Below are 22,763 nucleotides of genomic sequence, written 5' to 3'. Positions count from 1 at the left end.
ATCTATGGCAAAGCCTCAGCGGCTTTTCACTAACAGCTCTACAGCTTCCTTCACCAGCTTGCTGGTGTCTCCGCCCCGTTCCTTCTCTTCCGTAATACATTGCTCCAAATTATGAGCGACGATATAAGCCATCGCTTTGTCGGCTGCGCTGCGCACGGCGGACAATTGAGCAACCACGTCCTTGCAGTCCTTGCCTTCCTCCATCATTCGCATCACGCCGCGAATCTGGCCTTCCATTCGTTTCAATCTTCGGATGACGCTCTCATCGTACTCCATGTCACAACCTCCAGCCTGTTTGGAATTGGTATTGTCGAAATGATACCCCTAGAGGTAATATAGCTTGTCACTGCCGGAATAGCAACTGCCAATTGCTAAAGGCTGTTACTGCTTCCTCACGTAAAACGTAAACACGCCGTCCTTCTCTTCATGCTGCACCAGCTCATGATTGGTTCCTCTTACCCAAGCCCGGAAGTCGTTCAGGGAACCTTGGTCTGTCGACAATACTTTCATCATTTGTCCTGTTTTCATGCTGTCCAGCGCTTTCTTCGCCTTCACGATCGGCATTGGACATGCCAGTCCCTTCGTATCGACAACCACTGCATCTGTTTTCATCGTAAATTCCTCCTGTTATCGTTATTGGTCATGAATGGCGCAGCGGTTCGGGCCGATCTCCATCTCCCGCTGCTCTTCATCTGTCGGGCTAATACGGCCCATGTTCGTTTGGCGGATTTGCTGGTACGCATTAGGATGCTGCGGCAGATTCTCTGTGACCGCCCTGCGGAACTCCGATTCATCCTCCAGATGAAGGCCCGGATTATCGCGGAACAAATCGCCAAGTCTAGCCGCAACCTGACCTTGCTCGCCCAACTCGTCCATCTGCCCAAAATGTGCTGGAAGCACAATCAGATCCGGCGACAGAGCACGATATCCTTCATACAGAGTTCGGCGCAGATCGCCCGCCCAATCTTCCGCTTGCCCGGCAAGATCGGGCCGCCCGATCGATGTAATGAACAGTATATCGCCGGTCAACAGATAGTTGCCATCCACAACAAAGGAAGTGCTGCCTATGGTGTGTCCAGGTGAATAGAGGGCGCCGATGCCGATTTCCGTAGCGCCAATCGCTACCCGATCGCCATCCTCCAGCTTTTCATATTCGAAGGTTATTTCTCCCGCATCCTTGGACGGCAGCCAATACTTCGCTCCCATGCGCTCAGCCAGCTTGCGGCCTCCCGAGATATGGTCGGCGTGGAGATGCGTATCCAGCGCATGCTTGATCGTCACACCCAGATTCCGTGCGAATTCCTCATAGACCTCGGTCGTTCTCATCGCATCGATGACCGCAGCTTCACCGCCGGATACGACCATGTAAGACAGACAGCCTTTGCCCAGACGCACGAATTGATAGATCGCGCCGCCTGGCAGCTCGCCTACCTTCACCGGCTCCAGATGCTCGCTCCATGCTTTCATGCCCCCTTGCAAATAATGAACATCCCTCACACCGGCCTCCGCAAGCTGCTCCGCCACGAACACGGATGAGCCTTCCTTCGCACAGACGACCAACACTTGGCGGCCGGATGGTATCCGCTTCACAGCTTCCTCCACGCCGTCCAGCAGATCGAAATACGGAATATTCATGCTCTCTATGCTCTGCCCTTCTATTTTCCAATCGGCATAATCCGTTTCATTGCGCACATCCAGAATAAATAGCGGTTCGCGCTGGGTGATATTATGAGCCAGCTCGCTTGCAGCCATTGGCTTCACAGTTGTCGTCATGGCGTTTCCCCCTCTACCTCAGACTCCGTCTCGCCCGTCCAGTCTGACATGCCCGGCACTACGTTTTTCACCCGGCTGTAGCCGTGATCAGCCAGCCACTGGCATGCCATGTCGCTGCGCGTTCCGGTTCTGCATATGACGTATAGCTCGGAGTCTGGACGGAGTGTATGATGCAGGCTCTCCAGCTGTCCCAGCGGGATCGAGATAGCCCCCTTCACATGACGGAAGGCATATTCCGCCGCTTCCCTGACATCCAGAACTGTAAGCTCATCACCGCTTGCCAACCGCCCAGCCAATTCCTCATTGCCAGCCGTATGCGGATAACGAGTTTCCGGTTTGATTTCTTCTGAAGGGGTTTTACGAACGTAATGCTTCAGCACGCCGCCGTCCATTATCGTCCCTACATATTGATGCCCGGCCTTCTGTGACCAAGCTTGCAGATCAGCAAGCGAGCCTTTATCCGTAGCTTGGATCTCCAGCACCTGCCCATCTGCCAGCTCAGCCATCATCTTCTTGGTCTTCACAATCGGCATTGGACACGCCAATCCGATACAGTCGAGCGTCGTATCCGCTTGTACGTTCATCGTCATTATCTTTCCTCCATTCTAATTTTATACCCCGTAGGGTATTAAAAATAGCAAAAAAAATTACATCAGCAAATCCCACCAAATCTTAATAACCGTTGCGGTAATCAATATCGAAAGCAGTCCCTGCAGTATCTTCACGTTCATTCGCTGTCCCAGCTTTGCGCCAATGGGAGAACCGATAATACTGGCTGCAATCATGACAAGCGATGGAATGAGCAGCATATGACCGCCCATCAGCTTCCCTCCGGTCGATCCGATGGAAGACAGAAAGGTAATCGCAAGCGACGATGCGATCGCCACGCGTGTCGGAATCTTCAACAGCACTAACATGATCGGAACCGTTATGAACGCGCCTGCTGCCCCTACAATTCCTGACAAGATGCCTACCGCTGCCGCGGAGCCTGCCGCGAGCGGTTTGTTGAACGCCGCGATGCTGCCATCTCCTTCTCCCCCGCGCTTGGGCATAAACATCATCACTGCCGCGATGAGAGCCAGTACGGCATAGGTCACGTTAATGACCGAATCAGACAGAAACTTCGATCCATAGCCGCCGATAAAGCTGCCAAGCACGATCGGTATGCCCATATACATAACCAACGGCTTATGAATCCAGCCGCCCTTCCGGTAGGCAAGCAAGCCCGCCAATGAAGCAAAAAACACCTGCGCCGCGCTAACCGCGGACACCTCCTGGGCCGAGAAAGCCGTGAACCCCAGTGCCGGAGGGATATAGAGCAGCATGGGATATTTGATAATCGAACCGCCGATGCCGACCATACCGGATAAGAAAGAACCGATAAAGCCAATCGCGAATAACAGGATAATCCAGCTTATCTCCACATTCAAGAGCACCTCGCTTTATCAAGTTGGGGTGTACGCATAAACCTCAGTTTATTATTTATACATATACCTGTATGGGTATAATAATAGGTCCTTATGATCTGATTGTCAACCTGCGGCAGGAAGACAGCTCATGTTGCACCATTCGCGGACACAGGAATCGACACCAAGCTTGTAGAATTAAGGTTGAAGCCATAGGAATCTGCTTGCCGGAGAAAGGGAAAGGTAACCGTAGTGATCATCATTTGGATAATCGTTTGTTTGACTGTCTTGTACATCATTTTCGAAACCTGCTGGGTCAGAACGACATGGCATCGCCCGCCTGCTCCGTCCCGCTTCAAGGCTACTGTAGTTCATTTAACGGATATTCATGGGCGTACCTTGTTTTTGAACGGCTCGATTAGTCGCAAGGTGAACCGGTTAAATCCCGATCATATCATCATTACCGGAGACCTTGCGTCAAGAAAGGGCCAGTTCAAGCGTGTGCTAAAGGAAATCGGAAAGCTGCAAGTTCCCCGCATCACCTTCGTGCCAGGCAATTACGAACGCGAAGGCTGGAACGGCTTTCGCAAAAAAAGATACACAGAGCAGGAATACCAGGACATCCTCCAGTCGCTTCAGGATATGAACGTGACTGTATTGGTGAATCGCGCCTGCAAGATCCTCCATCAACCGGATGGAGGCCTAATCTACGGATTTGACAACTCCATCTACGGGAACGAGCTGCTGACGATAAGCCCTGCCGAATTGGAGAAGCAAGACTATATCATCATGCTGGCTCATTCTCCAAGCATCATCAAGCTGTTGCAGGAAAACAACGTCCTCTATGACTTACTGCTCACAGGCCACACCCATGGCGGCCAAATCCGATTGCGAGACCATACGATAGGGGCCTATAAGCATTTCCACACAGGCATTAAAAATGTGGACAAACGCAGACGTTTCTATATCAATAGGGGCTTGGGAACGGTAAAAATTCCGGTTCGTCTAGGCTGCCCGCCTGAGATCGCTGTCTTCACAATCGGCCAGGAATGAAATTTCCCCTGCGCAAATAGAACCGGCCGCTTCGCTATTGCGATGCAGCCGGTCCTTTTTATCATTTTTAGACACTCATTACCCTCAAGCTATTTTGTCTGTCGGCTAAGGCGAATGCAACAGAATCGGAAGAGCTATCATAACCGTCGAACCGCGGCCTACCTCGGATTCCGCTTTAATCGTGCCGTTATGCGCAAGAACAATCGACTTGGCAATACTCATGCCTAGACCCGCACCGGTCTTCTCCTCCGTATTGGTGCCGCGATAATAACGCTCGAACAGGTTCAGCAGCGTCTCCTCATCCATTCCGATTCCGTCATCCTTCACGGTCAGAACGGCATAACCAACCGATACCGCGACACTCACCGTGATGGTTGTGCCTTCCGGATTATGCTTGACGGCATTAATGATAATATTGTCCAGCATCCTCGCGAACCACTTGTCATTCGCAAGCACCCGAACCCGCGTCGCCTCGTCTTCATTCTCGAATTGGAACGTCGTGCCCTCCATCGTCATGTCATTCACGTAGTTAAGAACAATCCGTCTGACGAATTCCTGCAGCTCGATTGGCTTTACTTCAAACGGAACCTGCTTGTTCTTAAGCTGGAATGCCAGCGAGAAGTCCTGGATCAGATCGATCATATAGTCGCTCTTATCCCGAATCGTACCGCCCATCTCCTTTAGTTCTTCCTCTGTAAAGCTGTATTGCCCGCTCTCCAACAAATGGCCGTAGCCCTGTATCGAGCTAAGCGGAGTGCGCAGATCATGTGAGATGCCCGTCATCCATTCTTCCCTCGTCTTCTCGAGCCGAGTGCGATCCTGCTCCGCAGCGTGCAGCCTTAATGTCATCTCGCGGAATCCGTCAATGACTTCCTTATAGAGCTTATACTTTCGGCGCAGCTTGCCATTCTTGCGATAGACCCGCTTCTGATCCTTCGCGGACAACGTCTCTTCATATTGACCTCTGCCAAGCCGTGCGAACCAATCAATGAACAGCAGCAGCGGCCTGCCATAGCGGTAGCCATGATAAATGGAGAAGGCTAGTGTTGCGATTAGAATCGCTCCTCCAATGAAGGAAGCCGTGATGATTACTTCTTTCATGAATGGCTGCTTGACGTAGCCTCCCCGTTTGCTTTGGTGCAATACCCAGAATGAATCCGTTTCACGATCCGCATGGACGGATACGATTGTTGGAAAATTGCCCTTCATCTTCTCCATTGTAATAAGCTCAAGCGGAGCGTACCGTTTCCGTTCCATTGGCATGCCCACCGATTGCTGCACTTGGCCGTTGCCATCTATAATTTGCAGCGTATGCCGAGATTTCGCCAGTTCTTCGTTAAGCTGCTCGGCTGCCTCTTCCCTCACAACACCGTCTCTCGCATATTTGGCATAAATGGACTGGACCTCAACCGAACGATCATTCACATAACCTAGCATGAATAGAGCCATGTTCGGCACCGAATCGTCCAGCGACATCATCACTTCGTAGGGACCGTACCGCTTCGTCTGCTCGATAACGAGCAGCTCTCCCGTAGTATAAGCTTGCGGCACATCCTCAGGCGTATTCACTTCATAGATCACATCGCCTTGGCTATTCACCACTTGCAGCCAGTAATGTTGTTCTGCCAGCTGTTCCACCCAACGCTTCGGCACTACGGCTTTCTGCTCCGTCACATCCGTCTCCATAATGATGACATCCAGCGACCCGAACGGAAATCTTTGTTTCATATCCTCATTGACTAATAATTGAATGAAGACAAGCAATATCGTAAATACCATGAGCAGAACAAAGACGAACAGCAATAACATCTGATAGGTAAAATGAAGGGTCAGCCTTCGCTTTACATTGCGAGTCTTCATGACTGCTTTCCCTTCGCCAGCTTATAGCCGAGTCCGCGAATAGTCAGAAGATGGCTAGGCTCGCTTGGATTGCGCTCAATCCTCTCACGGATTTTGCGGATATGAACCATAACGGTATTGTCATCGCCATCGCCATCGAGGCCCCATACGGCCTCATACAGCTGAGCTTTGGAAAAAACAATACCTGGATTTTTGCACAAGAAATGAAGCAACTGATACGCCATCGCGGGACAAGCGACCTCCTTGCCTTCCACCAGCAGCTCACCCGCCGCATCGTCGAGCACGAACCGTCCGAAGTCATAACGCTGTCGCTTCTCCTCCATTACCGAGACAGGCGTCACGCCGCCGCGGCGCAGCCGCGCTTTTATTCGGGCTGCAATCTCAAGCGGATTGAACGGTTTTGTGACATAGTCGTCTCCGCCTGTCGCAAAACCGGTCAGCACATCAAGATCAGACGCCCGCGCAGTCAAATAGATGATATGGGCATCGGACAGCTCTCTAATCTTGGGACAGAGATCAAAGCCGGTCTGATCCGGCAACATCACGTCCAGCAGCACAATATCAGCGCCATGCTTTCCAATCAACTTGAGAGCATCTACGGCATTATGGGCGGTGAACAGATAACGGAAGCCTTCCTTGCGAAGCGTCATGTCCAGCATCTTCGTAATGGCGCGTTCATCGTCTATCATTATAATTCTCGCGTTCGATACATCCAATCTCTATCCCCTCCATCCTTATTTTACTATAGAAACCTTAATTTCCGTTTAACGGATGCCCGTCTCTTCAGCAAAAAATAAGACCGGCATTAACAGAAAGTAAATGACGGTTTCTATAATGGGACCGAGGTGATGGAAAATGATTCAAAAAATAGGAAGACAAAGCATCGTAGACGAAATTCGCGGCTTGAGCTTGCTCGGCATTCTGCTTTCCAATTTGCTCATCTTTCAGTATGGCATGTGGGGCAAGGACGAGATCGATCTATTCGGACTCACTGGTGCGGATAGCGTTGCGCACACTCTTGTAAAGATCGTGATTGAAGGCAGCTTCATGCCCATCTTCGCATTTCTATTCGGCTTCGGAATGCTCAAGCTGATGGAGGGACTTGAGGCGAAGGGAGCCGGGTTCAGGATGGTCATCGTACGCCGATCGATCATGCTTATCGGGCTTGGAATGCTGCATTCCTATTTTCTCTGGGAAGGTGACATCTTATTGTTGTACGGCGGAATGAGCCTATTCCTCCTCCTGTTCCTAAGACGCAAGGCCAAAACGGTCTTAATCTGGGGCATTGCGCTTCTGCCGGTTATCGGTCTGGCCGGTATGGACTCAACAGGCCCGCTGATTGAAGAAACGAAAATCATCCAGGAAAAAACAGAGGCTTATGTCATGAAATCTATCGATGTGTATCAGAACGGAAGCTACTCGGAGATATTCGCCTTCCGCCATGACGAGCCGAAACCGCTCGAAGCCGATGGCCTGATTCTAGTTGCCGCTTATCTGCTCGTCCCGTTCATGACCGCCCCCATGTTTTTATTCGGCATGTATGCGGCCAGAAAAGACTGGTTCTATCAGCCTGAGACCAAGCGTGCCTTTTACTTCAAATGGGCTTCCGTCTTTCTAATCTCAGGTTTGATCATGAAATCGATAAAGCAGATTTGGCCTGATACGATCTTTGGCGGAGTGAGTGGCGCGCTCGGGATGTTGATCCTGTCACTCGGTTATATAATGGGGTTCGCCTTGCTGCTCTCGCTGGGGAAAGCAACGGCTCTGCGGAACGGCTTCAAGTCCGTCGGCAAGCTGTCGCTCACTAATTACTTACTGCAGACCGTCATCTGCACAACGCTCTTCTACGGCTATGGCTTTGGATGGTACGGCAAGCTTGGCATTATCGCGGGTGTCGGCATTGGCATTGCCATCTATACGCTCCAGCTGCTAGGCAGTGCGCTTTACCTGAAGCGGTTCCGAATCGGTCCCGTCGAATGGCTGCTTCGGATATGGACGTACTGGAGCTGGAACGGAAAGCCGAAGCAACGGATAGCGGATTCCGTAGACGTAAAGGCTTAAATAAAAAGGCGATCCTCCTCCCGGTTAATCATAACCGGGAGGAGGATCGCCTTATCGTTAATGATATTAAGTTTGGAAAAACCGAGGCAAATACTGCTTGTTCTTGAGCAGCATCTCCTCCAGCAGCGCCTCGGCTACATTAGCCGAATCTGTGAGCGGATGGCTCGCCAGCGCCAGTAGCGCCTTATCTTTGCTGCCTGTGACGGCTGCTTCGATCGCCAGGCTTTCATACGTCTTGACGGCATGAATGAGCCCCTTCGTCCCTTCCGGTACGCGCCGCACTGGAACCGGAGCAGCACCTTCGCTTGTGACGACACAATTGACTTCAATCGCCGCCTCATCCGGCAAGAAGTCCAATATGCCGTTGTTGCGAACGTTCAACGTCTGAATATCGCCCGTATTGTTGTAGATGGAATGCATCAGCTTGACCGCCGCTTCGGAATAATAGGCGCCGCCGCGCTGCTCCAGCTGCTTCGGCTTCTCCGCCAGCTCCGGCTGCTTGTAAATCTCGAACAGCTCCTCCTCCAGGCGCTTGACCATCTCGGCCCGGTTCTCGCCTCTGGTCGCAGCCGCCTTGCCCTCTTCTACCATTTCCCGGTGCAGATAGAAATATTTCAAATAATAGGACGGAATAGCTCCCAGCTCCCGCACCAGCCTGTCGTTCCAGGCCAGCTGCGGCACGTTGGATGCGGAATAGGAGCTTTGGCGATCCAGCAGCTCTTCCAGCTTCGACTCGCCGTCGACTTCAATCCGGCTAATCCAGTGCAGATGGTTAAGACCCGCAAACTCGCAATAAATGCGCTCAATCGGAACATTGTATAGGGACGAAAGCCACTTGTAAGCCGCAATGGGTGAATTGCACAGGCCAATAGAGCGAATGCTAGAATGTTTTAGGATCGCTTCCGTCACCATGCCCGCAGGATTTGTGAAATTAAGGAGCCAGGCATCCGGGCAGAGCTCCTCCATGTCCTTGCATATATCGAGCAGGACGGGAACTGTGCGCAGCGCCTTCATCATACCGCCAGCGCCGGTCGTCTCCTGTCCGAGCATTCCGTATTTGACCGGGATCGACTCATCCCATCCTCTTGCTTGGAGCTGTCCCACACGCATCTGCGTGGAGACGAAATCCGCTCCTTCAAGTGCGGCCCTCCGGTCGAGCGTAAGCTCGATACGAATCGGCAAGCCGCTTTTCTCTACCATGCGTTGTGCCAGCGCGCCTACAATGGCAAGCTTATGTCGTCCCTCCGGTATGTCTGCCAGTACGATCTTGCTGACCGGGAACGATTCATGCCTTTGAATAAATCCTTCAATCAGCTCCGGCGTGTACGAAGAGCCTCCTCCGATGACTGCTACCTTTAGTCCATTACCCATTCGACATTCCTCTCCTTCACCGATAAATCATTCTCCAAGTTCTCATATACCATTGCCGCTACATTCATTCCATCTCTATCCATCGCAAGCAGCAATGCGCCGGCTGCCGGCTCCAGATCCAGCGTGCGCAGACGGCAATCCGGCGCCGCTTCCTTGACCTGCCGCTCAATAAACGGCACAACATATTGCCCGTCTCCGCGGGTAAGAATACTGCCCGCAAGCACCACTTCGAACGTATCTGCTTCCATCTTCAGCTTATGAATAACGGCGCTTGCCGCACATCCTAGCTCCCGTCCTTGTCTCTCCAATATGGCTCTCGCCATTTCATCCCGATCGGCGACCTGGAATAATAACTTCGCGAACGTGTGAGGAGCCCGCTTGCCCTCATCCAGAAAACCATGGAACATATCAGACACATTGTCATAGCCTGCAGCATTCAATATTAGCTCCGTCAGCGCAGTGGGCTTCTCCCGGCCTTCCCACGCGCGAATGACCGCACGGAACGCCTCCTTCGCCAGCTCGGTGCCTCCGCCAAAATCGCCGAATTCATAGCCGAACCCGCCTACTTGCAATTCTTCTCCTGCTGCATTCATACCGTAGCAATTCGTCCCGCTGCCGCAGATCAGCACGACACCATCCGATTGCCTTGTACCCGCGCGCAGTCCAATGACCGTGTCGCATACAATGCCATACTTGGCATACCCCATTGCTGCGACCATCGGCCTCAAGATTTGAAAGTCCGCCTCACGGTCCGCGCCAGCAAGCCCGAACATCGCATAAGCGATATCGTCCTGCTTCAGACCGGCAGCCGCCAAGGCCATCTCCGCCGCTTCCCTAATATTCCGGTCAGCCAGCTCCACACCCAATTGATGATTGCCGCAGCCGCTTATTCCTCTGCCTAAGATGCGGCCCGTTCCATCCGACACGACAGCGAGCGTCTTGCTCCCGCCGCCATCGATACCCAAGTAATACGTCAAGTATGATCTCTCCCATACCACCTGACTGATGAAGCCGGCTCCATCAGCTTACATGCGCTTTAATCTGCATGGTCCGCCCAATGTACGCCGGCCTCAGCCAGGGTCATTATTTTGCTGCGTCAAGCTTGCTTACGTTCTCTTGCCATCTCTCTGTTTTGAACTTCAGCAGCTTGTCATAGCCGGCTTGCTGTGCATCGGCTTCTGCTTTATCCAGAATGGCGAGCACCTCTGCATCCGATGAGGCAGTGCTGATCGCCTTCGCTCTTGCTTGCTCGTGAATTTCCAGCACGCGCTGTGCGATGATGCCTTCATCGGTATCGCCTGCCGGGTCCAAGTTGACGTATGCCGTCGTATTGAACTGGGTCTTCCACGTAATCTCCGACTGCCAATAAGTCTCCCAGTTGCGCTTGTCAGCTGGAAGCGTCGATTCGAATTTCATCTTGGAATTGTCGACGTATACGGTGTTGCCGTTCCATTGGAAGTTGACGGTGGAGTTCATCAGCTCGTCGCGCCCCTTCGGATCGCTCGTGAATTTCTCCGTGAAGAGCGGCACTTCCTCGCCGTCTACACCTTCCCAGTACAGACCTTCAGGTCCCCACATAATCGTACGTTGGCCTTCCGGACCCGTCAGCCAGTCCAGGAATGCGAAGATCGCTTCCGGATTGTCTGCGGATTTCGTTATGACGCTAACATTCCAACCTAGCTGCTTGTAATCGCCAGGGAAAATTTTGTTACGGTCGAGCCCTTCCTTATGAACCGGCCATACCATAATGTAGCCTGCTTCCGGATCATGCGAGGACAGCTCCATATTGCCTTTGGAACCGAATTCCGTCGGACTGGATGCCACATATACCGCTACTTTGCCCGTAACGATCTTCTGCTCTACCTGCTCCAGCTTCTGCGTGAATGCATCCTGAGTCATTAGCTTCTCGCGGTACAAACGGCTCGTATATTGAATCAGTTCGCGATAGACCGGATCTGTGAACAGTGATACCAGTTCATTGCCTTGCGGCACCGCGATCATCGAGTTGAACGTATACGGTCTGTTCTCCGCGAAGGCTGATACCATGACATCAACGCCTGATGCCGTCTGACCCACTTCCAAAGGAGTGACGTCCGGATACTTTTCTTTTACCGACTTCAAATAATTGTACAGGTCGTCTGTCGTCTCCAGGCTTGGCGCGCCAAGCTCATTGTAGATCTTCTTGTTGACCAGATAGCCTGCATTTCCGTTCGGCTGCGTCGTATACCAGTTCGGGAACTGGTACAGCTTGCCGTCCGGCGAACGAAGCATATCCAGTGTGGATTCGCCGGCCCACTTCTTCAGATTCGGATACTTGTCCAGATAGTCATCGAATGGCACCAGCATGCCTTCTGCACGAAGCTTCTCGACGTCAGCTCCACGCTCCATCCACATGACGTCCGGCAGCTCGCCGGATACAATCATCGTGCTCAGCTTGTTTTTGGCTGCGCCGCCGGAGCTGATCGGTACGACGTTGACCTTTTTGTTCTCTTTGATCCATTTCGTCGCAAGATCGGCTCCCCACTCCGGCATCGTATACCAGTCATAATGGCCATAGAAGGAAAATTCCAATGGCTCTGCGCCTAGCTCGAATGCGCCGGAAGCACTTTCTGTCGGCTCGGAAGGCTTATTGGATGACCCCTCCGTATTGTTTTTGTCTTTAGAACTCGAACACCCCGCTAAAGCTGTGACAATGACAAGCGTGACTGACAATGATGCGAGAAGCTTACGTTTCCATCTTTTCATTGCATGCGCTCCCTTCACAAGTTCATCTATGGTCAAAGCCAGTGGCTCCATACCCTTCTGCTACTCTTTCAGTGAACCTATCAATACGCCCTTCACAAAATACTTCTGCACAAACGGGTACACGCATAGAATTGGCACGGTTGCCACCATCATCGTTGCCATCGACAGTGACTTGGTCGTCACAGCTCTCATTGCACCCATTCGGCCTTGCGCTGCGGAGTCCATGTTCTGCATCTGCTCCAGCATGATGTTGGAGTTCAGGATTTGCTGCAGCTTGGTCTGAATCGGCAGCAGATCGACATTGGAAATGTAGATGCTTGGCGCAAACCAGTCGTTCCAGTGATAAACCGCCGTGAATAGCGACAGCGTCGCAATAACAGGGCCGGATAGCGGAAGCACAATCCGGAAGAAGATCCCCCAGTTCGAAGCGCCGTCAATGGATGCTGACTCTTCGAGACCAGCCGGAATGCCTTTGAAAAAGGTCCGGAAGATGATCATGTTCCACACGCTGATAATGCCTGGAATGATCATGACCCAGAAGGAATTCATCAGTCCCAGCTCGCGGATCAGCAGGTAGCTTGGAATGAGACCACCGCTGAAGTACATCGTAATAATACACATGACCATATAAAATTTGCGTCCCATCATGTCGCGCTTCGTCATCCCGTAAGCGAAGATCGCCGTTGCGATAATGGACAATAGCGTCCCGACACTCGTGCGAAGGACCGAAATGACGAACCCGTCGATCAAACGCTTGTCTTTGAACACAACCTCATAGTTGGATAGCGTGAATTCGCGGGGCCAAAACGTAATGCCGCCCAGCATTGTATCGCTGCCGGAGTTGAATGAAATGACGGCTGCATTCCAGAACGGATAGAACGCAACAAAACCAAGTAAAAACAACAATGTATAATTTACGCCAACAAATAATCGGTCTCCGTAAGACAGCTTCATTGCCACTCGCCCCTTCCTGCTACCATAAGCTGTTCCCCGACCTTCTCGCCAAGTAGTTGGCTCCCGCCAGCATCGCTACGCTGATGACAGCCTTGAACAATCCGGCCGCCGTGGCGTACGAGAACCTGCTGTTCTGAATGCCGATCCGGTACACGTATGTATCCAGAACGTCACTGACTTCTCGCAGTACAGGATTGCCCGCAAGCAACAAGATATCTTCGAAGCCCGCATTCAGGAAGTTGCCGATAGCCAAAATGGAGAAGACGATCACAACCGGCATAATAGAAGGAATCGTGATGGCTACAATCTGTCTGATCCGGCTGGCCCCGTCAATCGACGCCGCCTCGTAGAGATGAGGATTAATTCCTGCAATCGCTGCCAAATATACGATGGAGGAGAAGCCAATCTCCTTCCATACATTCGTGGCGACCAAAATGCTCCAGAAGTAGCTCGGTTCGGACAAGAAGTTGATCGGATCGTCGATCAGACTCAGCTTCTGCAGCAGCAAATTCAGACTGCCGTTATCCGTAGACAGAATGGATGTGACAAAGCCCGAGACGATAACCCACGACAAGAAATGGGGCAAATAACTGACCGTCTGAACAATCCGCTTGAAAAACCGCCTGCCAATCTCATTAAGCATAAGGGCCAGCAGGATAGGAGCCGGAAAGCCAATACAAAGCTTCAGAATACTAATGACAAGCGTATTGCGCATAACCGTCCAAAACTCAGGTGCGTTGAAGAACATCTCGAAATGCTTGAACCCGACCCACGGGCTCTGAAGGAAACCTTTGAACAAGCTGTAGTCCTGGAATGCCATCAGGACACCGTACATCGGAATGTAGCTGAAAACAAAAATAAATAGCAGAGCCGGCAATGCCATCAGTTGAATGTCCCACTGCTTCAGAAAACGAATGAAAGGACTCTTTTTGCGATGCGTCTGCCTCTCAACAACCAATTTGGCTTGTGGCATCGGCTTCCCCCTCTCTTATTAACAAGTGAGATTAGCGTCAGCATTCATGACATAATCTCGTGATGTCTGTATTTTTATTGTAAAGGAGACCTTCACCTGTTTCTCTGCCTAAACAATTAAAAACCAGCACTATTTCACTGGTTTTTAACATTGGTGCTTTCTCGACGCTTTCGGGGTGACCCCGACATGCTTCTTGAAGAGCCTATTGAAATTGGTGAGGGTACGGAAACCGCATTCAAGGGCGATATCCGTAATCTTCATGCTCCCGTTCTCGAGCAGGGTCACGGCCCTCTCCAGCCGGATCTGGATCAGATATAAGAGAGGCGGCATACCGACCGATCGCTTGAAGAGATCGCTGAACCTGGAGGGGCTGAGAAAGGCAAGCGATGCGAGTTCCTCTAGCGTCCAAGGATGGGCGTAATGCTGCTCCATGACCATAATGACCTGCCTCATCTTCTCCAGCTGCTGCTCGCTGATGCCGTTATCATGGTGATGGATGCCGTCGCTGCGGAAGTCGCGGTTCACAATCGCGAGGAAGCGCAGCATGATGGAATGCACCAAAGTGGCGTAGGAGCGCCGTTCTTGATCATGTTCTTGCTGAAGCTCCAGAAGGAGTTCTCGCAGCATGGCCATTTGTGGATGGTCTCGATCGAGACGATTCGTGAAGTGCCTTCCCATCTCTCGGAACGGACTAAGCAATTCCGGGTCGATGCGCAGGCCGTGGATAAACCAGGAGGGGTCGAAGGTGATGACCAGCATCACAAGATCATTCGACTCGTACGCGCAGTGCAGATCGTTGGAGTTCATGAGGAAAATATCGCCTTGCTGAAATGGATAGCTTTGACCGTTAATGATGTAATGGCCTGTCCCGGATTTGATCAGGTTGATCTCCAGCACATCATGCCAATGCAGCCTCTGATAGAGGCTCGTGACACCGACTGTCTCTACGACAATAAGGGGGTATTTTTGAGCTAATTTTACTTTTTCCTTCGGAATTGCCCCTTCACGCAGACTAGACTCCATCCGATTTCGCCTCCGCTATGCCTGTTTTAATGAAACCGCTTAACGTATACACCAATATGTCATAATTTCTATCATTCGGCAACAGGATATATTTGTAATTTTCTGATTATTTCCAGCTTTACCTTACCTTATGAAAATAAAAAGTCGACGCCTGTTTCAGAATAGCGTCGACCGTTTCAACTTATTGATTTTATTTAAATCTCGTTCAAATAGAATGTATACCGGCTTACTCTTACCGCACTCTTCAGCACATCGGTACTCGGTAATCTTCTTAACCCGCGGTCCTCCACAAATGAAACCACGCGACTCATTCCGTCTAAAGCACTGTCCAATTTACTTAATGCTTCTAATAAGCTTATTTGTTCTGCCGATTGTTGAATGGAGACCACCAACTCACGAGACACTTGCGGATAACCCAGCGTTAATGAAAGCATGAACAACGCAGCTTCCTGACTAAAATCATTAAAATATCTGGATCTCATTAATCGGTATATGTTCACAAATCTCTTCATTGTTCTAGGTGATGAACCTATTAGTGCAGCATAAGCAGAAGCGCTAATGATCTCTGTTTCACTCAGATGCAGACGTTTATAGTCATCCGACGCACCGCCGGTCTCTTGGACTGAGGGATCCGAATGAATGATATCGTCATCAAACTCAAAGGTTTCATATTCTTCATCGTCCATCTCGATGATCTCGGATTCTTCCTCTTCTACATCCTCATCATTCATGGTCTGACGGTTATCAGACTCAAATAACCCCTGTAAATAAGTACGACCGTCTTCTTCGGTTAGCGGTTTTATTTGGAACGTAATTTGAAAAATTTTCTCCAAATAATCGAATGCTGAAGCAATATGCGTGTTCTCATGATTCTCCAAGGATACTTTAAACTCTTCTTTTAAGCATTTTGTAACCCAACGAATATCCACAGCTACAACAACCATAAACAGATTTGAAGACAGCATCAAATGAACAGCCTGGAGCACTTCGATGACCTTCTGTGGACTGCATCGATCCAGATCATCAATATATAATACGATACGGTCAACGCTATTTTTTTGCCCCTGCGTGGTTTGCATAAATTGGCTCAGCTTTTCAAAATCATTTCGGAGAATATGAATAATGCCCAGTTCTTTTTTATAAGCTTCGGAGGTCAATCGTTCCTCCAGATAATATTTAATAATGTTGCCTGACTTAATTTCGTCTAACTCAGCAACCACACTCAGCCGCTCTTCCTCTATCGCTTCCATTTCGGAATGAAGCTCCTCACGTTCCTTGGCTTGTGCCGCAAGGGAGTCGAAAACGTATCCCCAACTCTTCCGCATAACCTTGACATGTTTATTATTCCAAAGGTTTATGAGAAACATCATGGTTGCTGCAATTGGAGAGAACCAAAGTATCGTTTGATGCCATGCATTCGTCACTATGTCTCCCCAAAGAGGGCGCGTTATATAAGCGATAGGGATTAACAAACAGAGCACCAAAAGCATGCCCCAAACCCATCTAGGCATAAACCTGTAAATCAGTTGGGCTTTCAAGAAATTCTCTTTGAGGTCGGAAGACCACTGCCTCCCAGCTTCCCTCAACTCGATTACCTTCTGCACATGGTCCTTAAGCCGAATTTGAGGATCAATTGCTTCCAGCTCATTAATAAATTGCGGGCTGCTGGCAGCCAGTTTGCCCCACACAGATTCTTGGGATTTCGCTTCTACCTTTAATTTTTGTTCTTGCTTCTTCTGTTCAAGCTCCTTCAATTCCTCGTTCAACTTACTAACTACCGGTAAGCTTTCGAAAAGCTTGTCTACCGAATCGTTATGGTCGGAATAGGATTCATGAATGCTCTTAAATATGTGATCGGCTAAACTTGCATATAGGTTAGTGTCCATATAGTGCCATGCATTAAACTCGATTTGAACAATCTTTTTATGAAAAAGTTTATCTTCTCGCTGCGACAACTCCGTCACTTGCTGCTGCATCTGCTTCATAAAGAAGCTCTTGCCCGCACCCCAGGATCCAAATAAACCGATCGCCATGTTATCCACATCCCGCATCGATACCAACCGGGCAAGAGAACCTACATCTTCACCAATGTTGAGTAGATCTTGACGAAAATTCTGATCGCTTAAATATGGCGTTAATTGAATGCCTGAAGTATGGCTTCTTTGATCTAATGTAGCCTCGCTAGTGGATGCTAGTTCTCTTACCTCTACTCGTTCTATCTTTTCCATTAGATTAGAAGGGATATTTGGAATATCGGGTGATGACATGTCTTCCATATATCTGTTAAAACGTAGCATGTCATCAACAACAGGAAAGAACTCTTCAATCATCCATCTGATCTGCCTAACAAACAAATCAGGGTTGTTAATGAGCTGTTCTTTATCTAATCGATAAACAAATGCCGTATTTCTTATGTTTCCGTCATATTTAAATCCGTCTATGTATTTATCAAAACGGATTACACGCTTCGACTTTATATGTTCGATTTGATAGCCGTTATCTAGCAAAGTCAATATTCTATTCTGTTGAGAGATTAATACATTGACAAAATGATCTAACAACTGAAAACTTTTGCTCACAGAATTTGGGGATAGAAAGTGTCCAAATTGAAGTTGAGCACCATTCTTATCGATTGTCCAAATAAACCGTAGCGAAAAACCATCTCCTAAACGAATACTAATACCGGAGGACAAGGAATCTCTGACGACCTGTCCAAAGCCATTGATGATTTGCATAGGACTGGATTTATATAGCTTAGCTTGGGAGCCGAACATACTTTGTTTTTCCCTGGCTATATTCTCTAGCTCAGTTATCTGTTCTTTGTGTGAATGAAGGTAACTTCGATTCAGATCCGCAATACTTTCAATCTTAAAGTTATTGCCTATCGTATCGCTATTTTTTTTCAATTCTTGGATCTCTTCATTCAAGTGTTGTAATTTATTGAAGAGATCCTTATTCATCCAATCTAAGTACACCAGCTCATCTCCTACGGCAAACATCATATAAGCATGTGAAAACCTAGCACACCATACCTATGTCCTAAGACCATAGTAACAAAAAGTTCTGGGAAGTAAAGGAAAATAACAAAGAAGCCCCTAGAGGCTTCTTCTTAATCCTTATAAGGATCGAACTCATCCGCCCCTGCCATGCAGACGCCAATCGGCTTCAGTACATGGAGCACGTCTATCGTCTCAGCGTGTGCATCGAGCACGTCTTGCAGCTTGCGGTAGACGAACGGGCTTTCATCCGTGCCGGCGCCTCTAAGCATAACGCCGTATTGCTGTACAGCGCCACGCATCTGCTCCGGTGAGATCGCTCCCCCTGAGCGGCTCCGCGTCTTCCAGTTCATCTTACCCGCTGCCTGCGTCCGGCTCATGATTCGTCCGGCGCCATGCACCGTACTATAGTAGGAATCCTTATTCTCCTCTGTATCCTTGCCCCTTACGATGACGGAGATATCGCCCATGCTGCCTCCGATAAAACCTAGCTGTCCCGGCGCGGAAGGCGTTGCGCCCTTGCGGACGACGATTCGCTCAGCTCCCTCATGGGTTTCCTTCCAAGCATAATTGTGATGATTATGCACTTCGAAATCGGCTTCTGCCCCCAGTATGGATAACACCTCGCGGATGACATAGTCCCTCCCCGCATAAGCATATCTGCCTGCCAGCTTCATAGCGCGGTAATACATGTCGCCAAGCTCGCTGTCCAGATCGAGCAATACGGGAGCTTGATCCATGCTCTCGCCCGGCGCCTTGCCCAGAAACTCGCGGCCCGCTGCCAGATTCAGAAATCCGCTTGCCGTCTTATGGCCGAAGCCCCGACTGCCAAAGTGATTGCCCACCCATAGTCTGCCGCTCTCCGCTTCCACGAACAAATCGACATAATGATTGCCGCTGCCTACTGTTCCCAGCTGGCTCTGAGCCAGCGCCTTCAGCTTGTCATGCTCCTGCTTTCCTACCTGCGCGTAGACGCTCCAATCGGGATCATCGAACAGCTCATGGTCCACCCGCTCACTATTCACGCGGCCTACACCAAAGGAGATGGTGCGAGCCAGCTCGTTCATTATCCCGTCTAATCGCGGGAAGATATCTGCCGCCATCAGATTGGTACGGACCGCCTTGTTGCCGCAGCCAATATCGTAGCCGACACCCGATGGCGAGATCTGTCCGTCGTACACGACGACCCCGCCGATCGGCTGGCTATAGCCTTTATGATGATCGGCCATAAGCAGCGCCTGCACGACATGGCCATGCTCGGCGCAGGTTTTCGCTTGCGACAGCGCGCCGTCCTCGGGATTGCCCCATACGCGCACGCCGTCTATGGTTTGGTAAGCCATTTTGTTTCTCTCCTTAATTTAGATACTTTCGTTCATTGCTACATATACATTATAGGAATTATTATAACGATTCACTCCACGCTTCCTTCAACAACTCGCGGAACAGTTCATCCAACTTAGCGTCAATATCGGACTTTGCGCCCGGCAATTGCGCTGCGGCTTGCTCCAATGAAGCCAGACGATCTTCAATATATTCATTGAGCAACGGAAGCCTCGGCTCATCGTCCAGCTCGTCTCCTGCCTTCTTGCGAGCAAGCAGCTCCCCAATCAACCGGTAGAGCTCGCCGTCCTTTGGGAGAAGCTCATCTACCAGGCTCTCGAATGCCATGGGAGGCATCTTGCCCATTCGCAATATCCATTCGCAGGCGAGAATCGGCCGAAGGACATAGAAGTATTTTTTAATCCGAACGACCTCGCCTTGCAGGTAGGTCCGATAGTTGCCTCGCGCCATGTGCAAATAATGATAGATGCTCGCTTTCGGCGAATACGCTTCATAACTGAGCTCACGCAGCCGGTCCGCCGTTTGGAACGCCTCGGAATAAATAATCGGTGAGTCCAGCCACTCCATCAGCGGCGGATTGGACTTGCGGAACAAGTTCAGCGTCTTTCGGAGATCCCATCCGCTTATATCCAGCATCTCGCTGATCGGCCGCTCAATCACATCCCGCTTCTCAAAGATGGAGAGGTACCAATCAACAGGACGTACATAGATGAAACGCACATCATAATCGCTGTCCTGCGACGGAAAGCCCCACGCTCTGCTGCCCGATTCACACGCATAGAGGATACGAATCCCTTCCTCTTGCTCCAGCCGCTCCAGCTCGCGTCTAATCTTCGTTGTCATTTCGGTCATTGTACCCACTCTCCCGTCCATTCGCTTCTTCTTGTTGACCCTATTGTCCTTCATCTACGCGTGCGCGAACAGGGCGAAAGTATGGCGACCCGAAGAAAAAACCTCCATTTCCACCACTCCATCCTTTTGATAGAATAAAGCGTAAACCGTTCAACAATTCAACCAGCGAGGAGATGCTGCTATGGCAAGAGAGAGCTTCGATAAGGAAATCCAGTTTCTTCGGCTGCTCGCTCTGACTGGGGATGCGTACAACCGGCAGCAATTCGCCGCCCGGCTCGGCATCTCCGTACATACCTATGACAAAACGCTGCGGTACTTGAAGGAAATGATGAACGCCAACCAACAAGGCCTTACGAATGAACAGGGCATAGCATTGACCGAAGCCATCAGGTACAACCACTATGAATCGGCCGACCCGCTGCTGCTGTTTCTATATCGGGCGAAGTCCATTAAAGCTTCGGAGAGCGTGCGTCTCACCCTGCTGCTCTCAGCTATGCGCGAGCAAGCGTTAACCGTTATGGAGCTGATGGACCTATGTAGCGATACCATGCCAGCTGACTATCCGGTTCCCGATGAAAAAACGATTCGCGGGGATCTGAAATATTTGGAGGAGATCGGGGTCATCTACCGTGCAGACGGCAAACGCCCCTACCGCTACCGCGCTTCAACCGAACTTGTAGATGCGCTGTCAGATGACGAATTAATCGATCTCTATGATTATGTTGATATATTAGCGAATACGCAGATCCCATCCGTACAGGGCTATCTGCTGCGGGATACGCTTAAGAAAGCGCTGCGGCTAAGAGGGCTTGAGACGGACATCACTGAGTCGCATGTGTACAAATACCACTACCATTCCCGCATTCTGGACGAGGCGCATCTCTATACGATCTATCAAGCGATCGAGGCAAGGCGCAAGCTGACTTTCCTCTATCTGTCACCCAAGAAGGAGAAACGGTACGCCGCCAAAAACACGAATCCGCTCTTCGAGCGTGAATCGGAGGGCTTGCTTTTGACCGTCCTGCCGCTCCGTGCGATCTATGACCATCAGTATGGCAGATGGTATTTAATCGCCCATGGCAAGCAAGGCGTCATGAAATTCCGTATGGAAGGATTAACGGGCGTGGAATTAAGCGATGCCGTGGCAGAAGAAGAATTCAATATGCGGCTTGCCCATGCCGAGATGCAGCTGCAGCAAAGCTGGGTGATCGATTCTATGAAGCCGATTCCCATCAAAGCGCGCTTCTTCCGGCCGGAGGGCTCAGCCCATGATTTTGTCCGGGAGCGTGTAGAGTCGCAGGGGCAGTGGGGGACGATTACGGAGGAGTCGGAGACAACCTTTATCTATCAGATTATCGTGAATGGCATAACGGAGATCAAGCCTTGGCTCAGGAGCTTCGGCTCCAGCTGCGAGGTTCTCGCCCCCTTATGGCTGCGCAAGGAATTCATCGCGGAATGGAAGGAGATCCAGTCGTATTATGAACCCATTCGAGAAGATATTTAACTATCAAATTCTATCGCGTCTGAATGAGAGCGGCGCATTCGCCCTTACCTCTCAGGAGCGGATATGGCTCAAATCCATGCTTGAGCTGGATGCAGCCGGGCATGCCTTTACGCCGGAAACGCTGGATAAGCTGAATGCTCTGCTGCAGAACGAGGCTCCCTTTCATCTTCAGCGCATCATTGTCGAGAAGGGCCGGAACAAGGATCGGCATGTATACCATCCCCTGCTGCGCCAGCTTCGACGCTGCATCATTCAGGGCCAGGGCATAAAGCTGACTACCAAGCTTAAGCACGGAGGACATAAAGCCGATCAGACCGGCATTCCTTACAAGCTGGAGTATTCCATGGTGAAACGGGAGTGGTACCTGCTATGGTACGGCACAAGGCAGCATAACCTCATGTCCACCAAGCTTCGTAATATTGTCGATCTGCATCCGTGGGAGCTGCCAGCAGAGCGTACAGCAGCAGCCAAAGCAAGACTTCTCCAACTGCTGGAGGCGCGCAAGCGAACGGCACTCGTCGAGGTCAATCCGCTGTACAATGCGGAGCTGTCCCGTATCCTGTCAGCATTCTCCTGCTTTGATAAGAATGTGTCCTATGAGGAAGCAACGTATACGTACCGCATCCATATTCAGCATCTCGCGGACGAAAGCGAATTTTTGCTTTCCAAAATCCGTTTTCTGGGGCTCCGTGTCAAAGTGATTGATCAAGGCTATATGAGAAGACGGATGCTGGAGGCCTCCACTAAGGCACTCATGAGATATGAAGCAAGCGAGCCTCTCCCTTAACGGGCGAGGCTCTTATTCATTAAATGATCCATCAAGTCAAAGCCCGATATGCCAGCTATCGCTG

20 protein-coding genes are annotated in these 22,763 nt (G+C 50.4%); 4 read left to right on the top strand and 16 right to left on the bottom strand.

The annotated features are described in order from the left end of the window. Positions 1 to 15 precede the first annotated feature (15 nt). The 5 genes from ACFVSO_RS23170 to ACFVSO_RS23150 all read right to left on the bottom strand — a co-directional run bounded on the left by ACFVSO_RS23170 (position 16) and on the right by ACFVSO_RS23150 (position 3,203). Positions 16 to 276, bottom strand: a complete 261-nt coding sequence (locus tag ACFVSO_RS23170) for a metal-sensitive transcriptional regulator (RefSeq protein WP_387478112.1) — start codon at positions 274 to 276, stop codon at positions 16 to 18. A 105-nt stretch (positions 277 to 381) separates the two neighbouring features. Next, positions 382 to 612: a sulfurtransferase TusA family protein gene (locus ACFVSO_RS23165; protein WP_387478109.1), complete on the bottom strand. Its 231-nt coding sequence runs from the start codon at positions 610 to 612 to the stop codon at positions 382 to 384. A 21-nt stretch (positions 613 to 633) separates the two neighbouring features. After that, entirely contained in the window at positions 634 to 1,773 is a 1,140-nt protein-coding gene (locus tag ACFVSO_RS23160) for an MBL fold metallo-hydrolase (protein ID WP_387478106.1), read from the bottom strand. After that, complete coding sequence (locus ACFVSO_RS23155) at positions 1,770 to 2,357, bottom strand: sulfurtransferase TusA family protein (RefSeq protein WP_387478417.1); 588 nt, start codon at positions 2,355 to 2,357, stop codon at positions 1,770 to 1,772. Before ACFVSO_RS23155 ends, ACFVSO_RS23160 begins: the two co-directional genes overlap by 4 nt. 63 nt (positions 2,358 to 2,420) lie before the next feature. After that, the gene (locus ACFVSO_RS23150; protein ID WP_387478103.1) at positions 2,421 to 3,203 is read right to left on the bottom strand and encodes a sulfite exporter TauE/SafE family protein; all 783 of its coding nucleotides are present in this window, start codon (positions 3,201 to 3,203) and stop codon (positions 2,421 to 2,423) included. Positions 3,204 to 3,431: 228 nt separating this feature from the next. Between ACFVSO_RS23150 and ACFVSO_RS23145 the strand changes: the two genes are divergently transcribed. Then, positions 3,432 to 4,232: a metallophosphoesterase gene (locus ACFVSO_RS23145; protein ID WP_387478100.1), complete on the top strand. Its 801-nt coding sequence runs from the start codon at positions 3,432 to 3,434 to the stop codon at positions 4,230 to 4,232. Between the two features lie 105 nt (positions 4,233 to 4,337). Here the strand turns inward: ACFVSO_RS23145 and ACFVSO_RS23140 are convergent, their stop codons facing one another. Continuing rightward, entirely contained in the window at positions 4,338 to 6,092 is a 1,755-nt protein-coding gene (locus ACFVSO_RS23140; RefSeq protein ID WP_387478098.1) for a sensor histidine kinase, read from the bottom strand. Beyond that, a complete protein-coding gene (locus tag ACFVSO_RS23135) occupies positions 6,089 to 6,781 on the bottom strand; it encodes a response regulator transcription factor (protein ID WP_387478415.1) in 693 nt (230 codons plus the stop codon). The genes ACFVSO_RS23140 and ACFVSO_RS23135 overlap by 4 nt, the downstream gene beginning before the upstream one ends. Before the next feature lie 166 nt (positions 6,782 to 6,947). Here ACFVSO_RS23135 and ACFVSO_RS23130 point away from each other — a divergent pair, with 166 nt between their 5' ends. After that, entirely contained in the window at positions 6,948 to 8,153 is a 1,206-nt protein-coding gene (locus ACFVSO_RS23130) for a DUF418 domain-containing protein (RefSeq protein WP_387478095.1), read from the top strand. Between the two features lie 66 nt (positions 8,154 to 8,219). Here ACFVSO_RS23130 and ACFVSO_RS23125 read toward each other — a convergent pair whose 3' ends face one another. The 9 genes from ACFVSO_RS23125 to ACFVSO_RS23085 form a co-directional block, all read right to left on the bottom strand. Beyond that, positions 8,220 to 9,524 (bottom strand): 6-phospho-beta-glucosidase, encoded by a 1,305-nt coding sequence (locus ACFVSO_RS23125; protein WP_387478092.1) that lies wholly within the window; start codon positions 9,522 to 9,524, stop codon positions 8,220 to 8,222. Further along, positions 9,509 to 10,501: an N-acetylglucosamine kinase gene (locus ACFVSO_RS23120; protein WP_387478089.1), complete on the bottom strand. Its 993-nt coding sequence runs from the start codon at positions 10,499 to 10,501 to the stop codon at positions 9,509 to 9,511. Before ACFVSO_RS23120 ends, ACFVSO_RS23125 begins: the two co-directional genes overlap by 16 nt. 106 nt (positions 10,502 to 10,607) lie before the next feature. Beyond that, complete coding sequence (locus tag ACFVSO_RS23115) at positions 10,608 to 12,269, bottom strand: extracellular solute-binding protein (RefSeq protein WP_387478085.1); 1,662 nt, start codon at positions 12,267 to 12,269, stop codon at positions 10,608 to 10,610. A 60-nt stretch (positions 12,270 to 12,329) separates the two neighbouring features. Then, entirely contained in the window at positions 12,330 to 13,223 is an 894-nt protein-coding gene (locus ACFVSO_RS23110) for a carbohydrate ABC transporter permease (protein WP_387478082.1), read from the bottom strand. 19 nt (positions 13,224 to 13,242) lie between these two features. Next, the gene (locus ACFVSO_RS23105) at positions 13,243 to 14,196 is read right to left on the bottom strand and encodes an ABC transporter permease (RefSeq protein ID WP_387478079.1); all 954 of its coding nucleotides are present in this window, start codon (positions 14,194 to 14,196) and stop codon (positions 13,243 to 13,245) included. 144 nt (positions 14,197 to 14,340) lie between these two features. Continuing rightward, positions 14,341 to 15,219: an AraC family transcriptional regulator gene (locus tag ACFVSO_RS23100; protein WP_387478076.1), complete on the bottom strand. Its 879-nt coding sequence runs from the start codon at positions 15,217 to 15,219 to the stop codon at positions 14,341 to 14,343. Positions 15,220 to 15,413: 194 nt separating this feature from the next. Further along, positions 15,414 to 18,194: a P-loop NTPase fold protein gene (locus tag ACFVSO_RS23095; protein ID WP_387478073.1), complete on the bottom strand. Its 2,781-nt coding sequence runs from the start codon at positions 18,192 to 18,194 to the stop codon at positions 15,414 to 15,416. A gap of 134 nt (positions 18,195 to 18,328) precedes the next feature. Next, positions 18,329 to 19,555, bottom strand: coding sequence for an RtcB family protein (locus ACFVSO_RS23090; protein WP_387478070.1), 1,227 nt, complete (start codon positions 19,553 to 19,555; stop codon positions 18,329 to 18,331). 61 nt (positions 19,556 to 19,616) lie between these two features. Further along, the gene (locus tag ACFVSO_RS23085) at positions 19,617 to 20,408 is read right to left on the bottom strand and encodes a nucleotidyltransferase domain-containing protein (protein ID WP_387478068.1); all 792 of its coding nucleotides are present in this window, start codon (positions 20,406 to 20,408) and stop codon (positions 19,617 to 19,619) included. Positions 20,409 to 20,589: 181 nt separating this feature from the next. Between ACFVSO_RS23085 and ACFVSO_RS23080 the strand changes: the two genes are divergently transcribed. Together ACFVSO_RS23080 and ACFVSO_RS23075 are read left to right on the top strand one after the other, a co-directional pair. Further along, positions 20,590 to 21,912, top strand: a complete 1,323-nt coding sequence (locus ACFVSO_RS23080) for a helix-turn-helix transcriptional regulator (RefSeq protein ID WP_387478066.1) — start codon at positions 20,590 to 20,592, stop codon at positions 21,910 to 21,912. Beyond that, positions 21,887 to 22,699, top strand: coding sequence for a WYL domain-containing protein (locus tag ACFVSO_RS23075; RefSeq protein ID WP_387478064.1), 813 nt, complete (start codon positions 21,887 to 21,889; stop codon positions 22,697 to 22,699). The genes ACFVSO_RS23080 and ACFVSO_RS23075 overlap by 26 nt, the downstream gene beginning before the upstream one ends. The last annotated feature ends 64 nt before the right edge of the window (positions 22,700 to 22,763 follow it).

The sequence above is a fragment of the Paenibacillus sp. NPDC057967 genome, assembly GCF_042887015.1.
Lineage (GTDB): Bacteria > Bacillota > Bacilli > Paenibacillales > Paenibacillaceae > Pristimantibacillus.
The sequence above is the reverse complement of the archived record's forward strand: the minus strand, read 5'-3'. Positions and strand labels throughout refer to the sequence as shown.